We start from the raw sequence: 12,524 nt of genomic DNA, 5'->3' as shown, positions 1-12,524 counted from the left end.
GTAAGCTGGTTTAATATAGATAAAATTGCATTAGGGGATGTCGCAGATGAAATTAGGATTGAATTCGTTAACGAATAAATTCATGCTCGTAATGGCAGTCGCTTTGGTCATCATTGTTAGTGTTATATTGGTTTATGAATGGAAGACTACGCGAACAGACGTTGAGAACCGGCTTCTCGACAGAGGCCGTGATCTGGCTTTGTCATTAGCTCATACGCTTGAGCATGTGACGGAACAGGATATGCATACTGGCCTATTCTTGCAGGATGGAACGAAGTGGACTGCGGAGCAGCTTCGAAGCAATCTGTTCAATGATGAGCTTACGGTGAATGCACAAAGCAAAGCAGCAGCTGAGAAGCGGGCTCAAGATGCAGAATATGCAGCAAAGCAGGTTGTTCTGTATAACGGTGAATCCATTCCGCTGTCGGAATATGAGCTTAAATATGACAGCGCATACGATATCTATACCGATGACCGCTGGCAAGGTATAATCGACAGCTTTTTGAACGAAGAGAACGTGGTCTATGCAATGGCTGCTGCTTATTCCGATAATCCTAGCTACGCAGGTTATATCTCTACGCATAACGGTGTATACAGCGTTGAAGGGGAAGAGTCGGTCGACGCTTGGGGGGATTCCGGATACCTTAGCCAAAACTATCGGTCTAACCGAATATTTAATGACCTTACCGGATACAACGCAGTTATGAATACGAGCACGAACGACGTATATTTGCAGAAGTACGACCGAATTATAGATGGAAAAACAGTAGAGACATGGGATGTTTCTTATCCGCTTATGATTGACGGTAAGCATTGGGGGGCCGTGCGGGTAGCCTTGTCCAAAGAGAAAGCAGAAGCGCGAATTGCAGCGGAAAGGTCGAAGGTGCTATTTCAATTCGGAGGCTTGATGGCTGTTGTTCTTGTGATCTTGTTTTTCCTATCCCAAATGATGGTGGGCAGGAAGCTGAGAGAAATTGTAAAAGCGGCTGAAAATCTTAATTCCAGTGAAGCTGATCTCACCTATCGCATAGTGAACAGAGGCAAGGATGAAATAGCGCTGCTAGGTGCTGAGGTCAACCGATTTATTGAGCATATGCAAAACTTAATGCGGACAATTCGCAGTAATTCGACTTCCGTATCAGAATTCGCAGTGAAGTTGAATGAAGGCTCGCATCAGAGCAAATCGCTCGCGTCCCAGCTTGCCGCCTCTGTCAATGAAATGGCAATTGGAGCGGAGAATCAAGCAGATGGCGCGGTGGAGGTTGCACGCTCCATGGAGGAAATGGCTGCAAGCGTTGGTAGAATTGCCGCATCCTCTTCGATCATGTCAGGGGCGGCAGGCGATATGCTTCATGCTGCGGAGGTGGGCAATGAAAAGTCGGATCAGGCAGTCGCCCAGATGGAGCGTCTTGGAGAAGCGACCTCGACGGTTGCTCAAGTAATTGGGCAGTTGAATGAACAATCCGCCCAAATACAAGAAATGGCAGTCACAATTTCTGCAATAGCCAGTCAAACCAATCTGCTAGCTTTGAACGCTGCTATCGAGGCTGCGCACGCTGGTGAATATGGAAGCGGCTTTGCCGTCGTATCCAGTGAGATTAGAAAGCTGGCAGAACAAGCCTCTGCCCATGCCGGACATATTGCAGAAACGATTAATCAAGTACTGGCTTCTACGTCAGAAGCGGTAACTGCTGTGCATAGCGGGGAGCAGGAAATGACGCATGGCATGACCATTATTCATGAACTAAAACAATCCTTTGATGTGATCTGGCAGGAATCACGTCATGTGACGACGCAGGTGCAAGACGTGTCCGCATCCACGCAAGAGATGGCAGCAGGCAGTGAGCAGGTTAGCGCATCGGTTGAATCTATGGCTTTGGTAGCAAAGGATACATCGACATATGCCGCACAATCCGCCGCAGGCACGAACCGCCAGAATCAACTTGCCGTCGAGACAGAGAAGCTTGCTCAATCGGTAAGTGAACTTGCTGAGGAGCTGCAGCGATCGATTGGCCGCTTTAAGCTGGAGTAGCTCGATTCAGCTTCGAGGAGCCCATAGCATAATGGAAACGCCGATGATACAGATGGCTGCACCAAGCCAATCGTAGAAATCCGGCGTTTTTTTATCAACCAGCCATCCCCAGAGCACTGCCAATATGATAAATACACCGCCGTATGCGGCATATACGCGTCCGAAGGCTGGGAAGCTCTGCAAGGTGGGAATGATACCGTACGCCATAAGGATAATGCTGCCGATAACGCCGTACCATATTGGCCTTGATTCTCGCAGCCAGAGCCAAACCAAGTAGCCCCCGCCAATTTCAGCTAGCCCGGCAAGGATAAATAGAATCATTGTGATGAACAAGAGGATGTGCTCCTTTAAGCTGTAAGTGTAGGTCATTGTAGAGGTAGGAATGCCTATTCAAATGGTGTTATGAGTATATCATATTATTCTTCAATGAATTGTTGTATATTGGTACAGTTTGTTATAGACAAATGAATAACATTCCTTGTATGATCTTTAGGACAAATAAATATCATGAAAGAAATTTGGTGTTCTTTTCTTCGAAAGAAGGAATAGAACTTAATAGGGAAGAACGGTGCAAGCCCGTCGCGGTCCCGCCACTGTAAATGATGAGGTTTTCGTGTAATAAGCCACTGGATACATTCGAATCTGGGAAGGCGGCGAACACCAATGAATCATAAGCCAGGAGACCTGCCAATTTCTTCGTTTCGAGTTCTTCGGGTGGTGAGAACAAGAAACAGTAGAATGAGCCATTTGAACGTAATTGTTACGTCTGAATGCTGATTGTTTGTGTGTTCGCATGCTTGTAAGCATGTTTATTGAAAGCCGTCCCCCAAGGGCGGCTTTTATTTGTTGGAACATAATTTATAGGAGAAAGAGGGTTAATAATGAGAAAGCAACATTTTTCTCGAAAGTGGTTGGCTTTGGTTTTGAGCTTAACCTTATTTATTTCGGCAGCGAGCTCCGCTTTTCTGCCATCGCAGGCTGCAGCAGCGTCTGACGCGAATCCTAAGTTAGGTCCGTTTACGATCTATCATGCGTTGCCGGCACCAGGACAGTTTGCCAATACGACTGGTTTCGGTGGAATAAATGATCTTAACCTGACTTGGGATAATACGAGTTTGTCAGATGGCATATCCCTTGGCGGTTTTGGCGGGAGTATTATAATCAAAACTGATTCTTCCGTGCTAAACGACAATAATCATCCTTATGGGGTGGATTTTACTTTATACGGTAATGCATTCAATAATTCCGAGGAGCCTGGCGGTATTGCAGTGGCTCAAGATGATGGTACCGGAAAGCCAGGCAAATGGTACAATATCGCTGGCTCTGAGCATTATGAGGACTCGACCATCTGGGATTATACAGTAACGTATACGAACCCAGATCCGGAATTTACCGTTGCTAATGGTGTGAATATTCCTTGGGTGGATAACTACGGAGGAACAGGCGAAATTAAAACGAACATATATAATAAGCATGCCTATTATCCAATTCCAGCAAACTATCCACTCTCAATTACGCCATTAAATAATGTAACTCATACGTATTCAGGCGTGAAAATTACTAAACGAAAAACAGCATTCGGATATACGGATGTACATTCTAATGGTTCTGCTCCTTACAATATTGCTGGGAATCCATACATTGCTGCCCCTGCAAAGGGTGAAGGCATAGATATTAGCTGGGCTGTTGATGAGGATGGCCTACCAGCTAATCTGGATTCTGTAGACTTTATTAAAGTACATACAGCTGTTCAAATAGACGGCGGTGCGTTGGGTGAAGTTAGTCCAGAGGTTACATCTTTACAAATGCATGAATCAGATAACACGGTTGGTCAAACACCAAGCTTAAGCTCTATCACGCTAACTGGTGTTAAAAGCGGTTCAGGCTCAAAAACGGTATCGATACAGGACAGCGTCTATGTATATCAAGATATTCAGGTAGATGCAGATTCGATCAAAATAACAGCAAATGCAGATCAGACAATTGATCAAATATTTGTTAACGACACTAGAGGAGCAGCAAATACTCAAATAAATAAAGAGATAACCCTAAGTGCGAAGGAGCCTCGTCTTGTGAGGGTCATTGCCCAAACAGGAACCAGTGAGCCGAAAATTTACTATTTATCTATTCTTAAAAGCACTGATAAAGTAGATGTTGCTGTAGAGAAAACAACAAACTATATCAAGAGTCAAGGTGTTGCATCGGAGTGGCAGGCTGTCGGAATGGCCCAAGCTCGTAAAAAGGTGCCAGCCCTTTACTATAATCAGCTAGTAACAGACTTGAAAAACGCAAATGGTACATTTACCAGAGTTACCGATTATGCTCGTTATGCGATTGCGATCTCTGCACTCGGCTACGATGCCACAAGCTTCGAAGGCTATAATTTCATTGAGAAAATTTACAACAATGCAAGAATGACGAATCAAGGTGTCAATGGGCCTGTATACAGCCTCATTGCATTAGATTCTCTTGCATACCAGGTTCCAGCTGATGCTGAATGGACTCGCGATAAGCTGTTGGAGAACATCCTCCAATCCCAGAAGTCAGATGGAGGCTTTTCGTTAAGCGGATCAAGTGATGCCGATTTAACAGCGATGACGCTAATTGCACTGGCACCTTACAAGGATCAAGCCACTGTGAAAACGGCTGGCGAGAAAGCAGTAGCATGGCTCACTCTTAACCAACAACCTCATGGCGGTTATGGCGGCGAAAGCAGTGAAAGTGTATCGCAGGCCATTATTGGGCTTTCCGCATTCGGTATTGATCCCACAAGTGCTGCTTATACAAAAAACGGTATAAACCTGCTTGATAAGCTGTTTAGCTTTGCACAAACTGATGGTGGATTTGCTCACTTGCTGCCTGGCACAAGCAATGGCCTTGCTACTGAACAGGCTCTGCAAGCACTCGTTGCTTATCGTTTGTTCGTAGATGACCAGAAGCTCTATCAATTTGCTGGAAAAACGATGCCAGGTGTACAATTTCCATCTGATATCACCATCAATATTGAAGGTCCTCAAGCCTTAATTGCAGAAGGTCATACAAAAGGCGCATTTGCTTTGGATGCATTGGAGCTTTTTGCAGATGAGAACAATGTTACGTTGCAAATTGCAGATTCTTCATATGGGAAATATTTGAAAACAGTCGAGGGCATTAGTGAAGCCACTTACGGCGGCTATGATGGATGGCAATATGCTGTCAAACGCGGCGGTGAATGGATTTATCCTGCAATAGGCATTGCTGAATTTGAGCTCCTGCCAGCTGATCATCTTCTTGTTTATTACGGTGACTTCAATACACAGTATGTAAATACGGTTGTCGTTAGCCCGTCAGAACCAAGAGTAGGCCAAGATTTTACGATTCAAGTCAATAAGGAAACACTGGATTGGAACACGAATCAAGTAGTCAAAACTCCGGTCGCAGGAGCATCGGTTGCTTTTGGGAACAAAACGGCCACAACAAATGCGGATGGGGAAGCCGTTTTCTATGGCGGATTGACCTCAGTTGGTATACAGAGCGGCGTCGTTACGAAATATGTTGCTGACGGTGCGCCTAGCATAGTCAGGCATAAATTTAATGTAACGATAGCACCAGCGGATCCAACGGCTGTCGATACATTTGTTACGCTGAAAGTAGTTGGCGATGACGAGAAAGGCATGATAGTAAACTCCAAAACCTATAAACGTTTTGAACATGATACAGCATTTAGCATTTTGAAACGAGAATTAGGAGATAAGGTTTTATCAAGTGGAACGGGAGCTTCTGTGTATGTCTCATCCATTGATGGGCTTGCTGCATTTGATCGCGGAGATAATAGCGGCTGGCTTGTAGCAGTAAACGGTGTTCTTCTAGATGTGGGCGCTGGCGCTTACACGCTACAGCCTAATGACGTCGTGACATGGATTTATACATTAGATTATACAAAAGAAATAGAAATAGATACCGGTGTAACTGACGTTTCACTTGCCATAGAGGGTCCACAAGGAGTTATTAGCGAAGGTAGCATTCAAGGTGTGACAGCACTTGATGCTCTGCAACGCTTCACAGAAAATGAAGGGAAGCAGTTTGCTGTTAAGAGTTTCTCCTTTGGACTAGCGTTAGATTCCATAGATTATATTTCATCCGGAATTTATGGTGGATATGACGGTTGGAATTATGCAATAAATCGAGACGGTCAATGGATTTATCCACCAGTTGGAGCTGGAGAATTCGAGCTTCAATCTACAGATCATGTATTGGTTTATTACGGGGATTTCAACACGCAACTGGTAAGTGAGGTTGCAGTTAGTTCGGCAGATCCTAAAGTAGGTAAGGATTTATCGGTACTGGTAACCAAGGAAACGTGGGATTGGACTAACAACGAAGCGATTATTACGCCAGCAGTTGGAGCGAAAATTGCATTTGGCAGCAAAACGGCCATAACCAATACGGATGGAGAAGCTGTCTTCTATGGAGGGCTTGCAACAGCCGGTACACAAATCGGTGTTATTACACAATATACTACAGATGGAGCACCTAGCGTTGTTCGTCAAGCGTTTGAACTAACTGTACTTCCAGCTGATCCAAATGAGATTAGCCGTTTTGTAACGCTAAAAGTAGTAGGCGATGACGAGAAAGGTACCATTTTAAGCTCAAAAACGTATAAAATTCAAGAAAATGAAACGGCATTCAGCATTCTTAAACGTGAATTAGGAGATAAGGTCATCTCAATCGGTACAGGATCTGCATTGTCCGTTTCGGCGATTGACGGTCTTTCTGAGCTGGATCTTGGACCATTAAGTGGCTGGAATTACTTCGTTAACGGAGTAATTGGTAATTACAGTGCAGCAGAATATAAACTTGAACCAAATGATGTCGTTATATGGAAATATGCAAAAAATAAAGAAGAAGCATCTTCTGTAGGCAATGGTTTGGTAGATGCGGTCATTACAGTAGAGGGCCCGCAAGGTCTTGTCAGTGAAGGCAGCATTCAAGGTGTGACAGCACTTGATGCTCTGCAACGATTCACAGGGTCTACTGGAAAACAGTTTGGTGTTAAAAGTTACTCCTTTGGTCTCGCTATTGATTCTATAGATCATATTGCAAACGGAATTTATGGTGGATATGACGGTTGGAACTTTGCAATAAAACGGGATGGTCAATGGATTATTCCACCAGTTGGAGCGGGAGAATTCGAGCTTCAATCTACAGATCATGTATTGGTTTATTACGGGGATTTCAACACGCAACTGGTAAGTGAGGTTGTCGTTAGCCCGGCAAATCCGATAGTAGGTCAGGATTTCTCGGTATTGGTTACCAAAGAAACATGGGATTGGACTGCGAACGAAGCTATTATTACGCCGGTAGTAGGGGCAAAGGTTGCTTTCGGCAGCAAATCGGCCATAACTAATGCAACTGGAAAAGCCGTCTTTAACGATGGACTTGCAACAACAGGTACACAAAGCGGCGTTATTACGCAATACAATACGGATGAAGCGCCTAGCGTTGTCCGTCAATCATTCTCGATAATGGTACAGTCTGCTCCAGTTACCCCAACTCAGTCTGTAACGATTAGTGTAAAAGGTGATAGTCAGAAAGGAACAATTGTTCCATCGAAATCGGTTCAGCTGCAGCCTGGCGATACGCCATTCTCTGTTCTTAAACGTGAATTAGGTGCATCAGTTAAGTCTCGCGGTACAGGAAGCACGTTGTATGTGGAAGAAATTGATGGACTTGCTGAATTCGATCGTGGTCCTCTAAGCGGATGGTTATACAGCGTAAATGGTGTATTTCCGAATTACAGTGCAGGAAGCTATACTTTACAGCCGAATGATGTGGTCGCATGGAGCTATACGACTGATGGAGTAAGTACTCCTCCTTCTGGAGGGAACACGGGCACTACGCTTCCGGCGGTGTCTGGTGCAGTTCCACAGGATGTGAGCAATGAACTTGATAAAATAGCATTACCTGCAAACAATACGAACCCGATTGGAAAAACAGGTCAAGCAACAAATACAATTAACGCAAGTACACCAATGACGGCGACGGAGATTGCGGAGCTGATCAAGCTATTGAATAAGTCCATAATCAAACTTAGTCAAAGCGGAGCACCGAATAGCGAAACGGTCATTCAAGACGCAGATTCCAAAGTGAAACTGGTAGTGCCAGCGGGAGCGTTAAAAAATCAAACAACGATTAATATTGAACAATTATCGATTAAACGCAGTGAGCTCGTTTCCGCTGTATTTGAATTTACGAATGGCGGAAATGCTTTCCAGAGCCCGGTGTACATTCAATTTAAAGTACCTGTACAAACGACAAATCCAAATGATCTAACGATTGTTTGGTTGAATGAGAAAACCGGCCAATGGATTCCCATTCCAGCCGTGCTTAATTTGAAAGATGGCACGATAACGGGGAAAACAACACATTTCACGAAATATGCCGTTGTAGACCGCAGCAAGATTGCTACGAACAATACAGATGTTACGAGCGAGATACAGTCTGCTTCTAAACAAATCTTGCTCAGCAGCAGCTTCTCCGAATGGGAAGCACTTGCTTTGCTAAGATCAGGAAGCAAAGTTCCTGCTAGCTATCTCGTTCAATTGGAGAATCAATTGAAAGAATCCAAAGGCCAGTTCCGCAAAGTAACAGATGCAGAGCGAATTGCCATTGCTCTTCGTGCAGCAGGCGAAGATGCAACTAAATTTGCAGGCTTTAATTTGATCGAGAGCATTTATAATCATGCAAGCATGACAAATCAAGGTACGAATGGACCGATATTTGCCTTGCTAGCTCTGGATAGTGGGAAATATGAAGTGCCTGCAAATGCACTATGGACGCGTGCGAAGCTCGTAGACTGGCTGCTTAGCCAACAGAATACAAGCGGCGCATTCCCATTGGCATCGAAGGGCGATGACAACATCGATATTACAGCGATGGCGATCAGTGCACTTGCTCCATATCAAGCACAAGAAAATGTGAAGAGCGCAATCGATAAAGCTGTGAAATGGATTTCTGCCGAGCAGCAAGTAAGTGGCGGCTTCAAGTCTTACGGCGAAGAAAACAGCGAGAGCGTTGCTCAAGTCATTATCGCATTAACTTCTGCTGGTATTAGCCCGCTCGAAACAAGCTTCTTGAAGAAAAACGGTGATCTTCTCACAAGTTTGCTCAGCTTCCGTCAAGAGGATGGCGGCTTCGCTCATGTGATTGGGCAAACAACAGATAGTATGGCAACGGAGCAAGCTTTGCTCGCATTGGTTGCGTATGACAGATTCAACAAGCTTCAACCATCTTTGTATGATATTGCAGCAGATACTTCTTTAACTAGTGTGAAGCAGCTGTTTGTCGACAATAAGCTGATCTCAGCTTGGGCTTATGACGCGGTATACCGCGTATTCGACGCAAAAGTGATGGTCGGCGTAAGCGGCACAGAGCTGCGCTTTGATCCGAAGAAACAGATGACAAGAGCAGAGTTTGCTACCTTGTTGGTCAATTTGCTAGGAGAAACACCAGCGAACAATTCAGCACAAGTGTTCAAAGATGTTCAGTCTGGCGCTTGGTATTTCGGAGCGATTATGCGCGCCAAAGAGCTTGGTATTATTCAAGGCATTACATCAGACACGTTTAAACCGAATCAAGCTGTCACCAGACAGGAAATGGCGATTATGATTGCCAAAGCGTTTTCGCTAAAAGGCAGCACAGAACCGCTTCCTTTCAAGGATGCATCTACGATTCATACGACTGCGAAAGACTATGTCAATGCGGTTTACACGAATGGCTTCATGCAAGGATCTAACGGTAACTTTGATCCTAAGTCAGCTGTGACAAGAGAAATGGCAGCTGTAGTAGCCGACAAGCTTCTTAAACAGCCGGCTGCTTAACTAAGAATAAGAAGCGGCAGTACCATCAACGCGATGTTGATCACAGATGGTTAGGATTTAATTTTTGGAATGGCTGAACAGGCATTACGCCTGTTCAGCCATTTTTATTTTATAAATAGCGTAGGCAGTAGTTGAATCGGTTTTTGTTTAAAGATGCGCTCATTATTACCTGGGAAATTAGAACTATTTTTGCTGCAACGAACATTAATTGGGTATCTGTTCTTTATTAAGAATACTATCAATGGTATATTGAATAGAAAGCTAGGGCAGCTCATTGCTCTTGAGACAGATAAGGGCAGAATCGAGGAGGTTTGTATTGCAAATTGTAAAGTTGTTGGTGACACTGCTGCTTAGTATTTCGTATGTGCTGCAGCCTAATGGTTTCGTAGCTGCGAGCGAGTTAAATCAAGCTTCACAATCACAAGCTTATTATGTCATTGAGCTTGTCAAATTCGGTATTCACAACGATGGCACGCATCCTGTAGAAACGACTAAAGGTATCAACAAAGCACTGCAATGGGCCGCTCAAAATGGGAAAACAACGACGACATTGCCCACTGGCATTTATTTGATTGATAAAGAAAGCCAAATTAATATGGTTAGCAATATGGTGTTTGAACTCCCAATGGATGCAGTGCTGAAGAAGGAAACGAACGCCAAAGAGAACTATACGCTCATGTATGTAGGATATGGTATCCACAACGTAACTCTTAAAGGCGGAACATATATCGGAGACAAGGAAACGCATGACTATTCCAAAAAAGAGCATAGCTATACCCCTGGCACGCATGAAGGCGGTTATGGCATATTCACTCAAGGGGCTAACAAGGTAATGATCGATGGTGTGAAGGCGATTAATTTCACTGGAGACGGCCTCATATTAGGTGGCAAGGATACGCTCATACAGGACCTGTATGAAGGACATTTCATCTTCGGCGATATTGATGATAAGGGTAAAAATATATCAAACGCGAAAAAAGTTCGTACGAGAAAGCCGCTTGCGCTTACCCACGCTATCTTCAAAGCCGAGAGGGAGTTTGAACTGAGCAATGCAGTCAAGCTGCCGAATACATTCGATCTTATCTTCTATAAGGCAAATGGAACTTTTCTAAAAAAGCTTAAGAAAGTAAAGGTCAGGGACCTTATTCAAATTCCTGAAGGGGCGACTCAGTTCCATCTCGTATTCGAGCAAGCAAACAAGAAAGGCGCATACTTGGAGTTCTGGAACCGTGTCGTCAGTAAAGATGTTGTGGTTAAAAATTCGGAGTTCGCCTATAACCGCAGACAAGGCATTACGGTTGGCGGGGCAGACCGCGTACTTATTGAAAATAATAAGCTCCATCATATGAAGGGGACACTGCCTCAGTCTGGTATTGATCTCGAGGGCGGTTTCGGTGAAAATGGCAATCGCAACAGCGATATTACGATTAGAAATAACGAGTTCTATGATAATGCTTCCTACGATCTGATTCTATATGATGGCCGAAATGCTATTGTGGAGGGCAATCATTTCGCCTCGAAAGGTGCCATCGGACTTGCCATCTCAGATCCGTTCACTGGAGCGACAATCAGAAACAACCATTTTGACGGAACGCGTATTGTCGCTGCTCATGACGCAACGTTCATCAATAACAAAATGAATGACTCCTATACGACGATTAATGGTCCCAACATTAAGATTGACGGCATGGAATTTACAGACTCCATGTTTGCGATAAGCTCGAATAAAGCATTCGGGGTTAGCGTTTCGAATGTAACGATTAACAACAATGACAAAAACGACTCAGGTCTATCCCTATGGGGCAAGCCGATTCGCTTGAAGAACGTTACGATTAACGGAAAAGGTAAGCTGCGCGTCGTTTCGGGAGGTGCTGCTGAAGGCTCCGTATTCGATAATCTGAAGGTAATCGGCTACAACACGGATTACGGTTTGGCGCTGCCTCCAGCGACATACAACAATTGCGTATTCGAAGGTGCGCCGAGCGATGGGAAGTATGGCTCGATTAATCTGACCCAAGCAGGCAAATATGTATTTGATGGCTGCTCGTTCCAATCGCCGGAGACGCTGCATATCCTGTTGCTCGGCGAGCATCCTAAGCTGGATGTGACGATCAAGAATTCAAGCTTCGAGCTATTAGGCAACGCGCAGGCAATTAGTATTCAAGCGGCTCGCAATGTTCTATTGGAGAACAATGATATTACGGCGCAGCAACTAACCTCGAATAAAACAGAAGTGATTCGCATCAACGATATTTGGAAGCGCAATGAGAAGCATGACGTTCTCAAAGCAGTCATACGCGGGAATACGATCCGAACAAACGTAGCCGCCATTGGCATTGCCACTTTGTATGCAGGTACAGGAGCGCCTGCATACGTTATAGAGAATAACACCTTGTATACTGCAAAGCTGCTTCATAAGAAAAACGATAAGCTTACAAATAATAGTCTGAATCCTTAAATAGATACCTAGAAAGCCTTAAGCAACCGCTGCGAGTTCAGCATCGTTCAGTTCTGAAGGTATACGAAGTAATCGAACACCTGTCTTCTTCCCTGCGAAGAGGACCGGTGTTTTTTGATACAAAATGGCTCGATTCGACGCGGGGGTATGTTCATCGTTATAATAGATATGTGGG

Annotated in this window: 4 protein-coding genes and 1 riboswitch; of the genes, 3 read left to right on the top strand and 1 reads right to left on the bottom strand. The window is 44.5% G+C overall.

What is annotated here, in order from left to right; genetic code table 11:
* Window positions 1-46: 46 nt before the first annotated feature.
* Window positions 47-2,032 (top strand): methyl-accepting chemotaxis protein, encoded by a 1,986-nt coding sequence (locus FGT79_RS08580; RefSeq protein ID WP_171056135.1) that lies wholly within the window; start codon window positions 47-49, stop codon window positions 2,030-2,032.
* 6 nt (window positions 2,033-2,038) lie between these two features.
* Here the strand turns inward: FGT79_RS08580 and FGT79_RS08575 are convergent, their stop codons facing one another.
* Complete coding sequence (locus FGT79_RS08575) at window positions 2,039-2,353, bottom strand: YnfA family protein (protein WP_425465012.1); 315 nt, start codon at window positions 2,351-2,353, stop codon at window positions 2,039-2,041.
* A gap of 181 nt (window positions 2,354-2,534) precedes the next feature.
* Window positions 2,535-2,738, top strand: a riboswitch (cobalamin riboswitch).
* 175 nt (window positions 2,739-2,913) lie between these two features.
* Here FGT79_RS08575 and FGT79_RS08570 point away from each other — a divergent pair.
* Together FGT79_RS08570 and FGT79_RS08565 are read left to right on the top strand one after the other, a co-directional pair.
* Window positions 2,914-9,891: a DUF4430 domain-containing protein gene (locus FGT79_RS08570; RefSeq protein ID WP_138752267.1), complete on the top strand. Its 6,978-nt coding sequence runs from the start codon at window positions 2,914-2,916 to the stop codon at window positions 9,889-9,891.
* A gap of 316 nt (window positions 9,892-10,207) precedes the next feature.
* Entirely contained in the window at window positions 10,208-12,349 is a 2,142-nt protein-coding gene (locus FGT79_RS08565) for a right-handed parallel beta-helix repeat-containing protein (protein ID WP_138752266.1), read from the top strand.
* The last annotated feature ends 175 nt before the right edge of the window (window positions 12,350-12,524 follow it).

The organism is Paenibacillus sinopodophylli (assembly GCF_005930355.1).
GTDB classification, from domain to species: domain Bacteria; phylum Bacillota; class Bacilli; order Paenibacillales; family Paenibacillaceae; genus Pristimantibacillus; species Pristimantibacillus sinopodophylli.
The sequence above is the reverse complement of the archived record's forward strand: the minus strand, read 5'-3'. Positions and strand labels throughout refer to the sequence as shown.

Excerpts from the sequence above, each read along its gene's own strand:
- FGT79_RS08580 (WP_171056135.1), top strand. The coding sequence starts at position 47 with ATGAAATTAGGATTGAATTCGTTAACGAATAAATTCATGCTCGTAATG.
- FGT79_RS08575 (WP_425465012.1), bottom strand. The coding sequence starts at position 2,353 with ATGATTCTATTTATCCTTGCCGGGCTAGCTGAAATTGGCGGGGGCTAC.
- FGT79_RS08570 (WP_138752267.1), top strand. The coding sequence starts at position 2,914 with ATGAGAAAGCAACATTTTTCTCGAAAGTGGTTGGCTTTGGTTTTGAGC.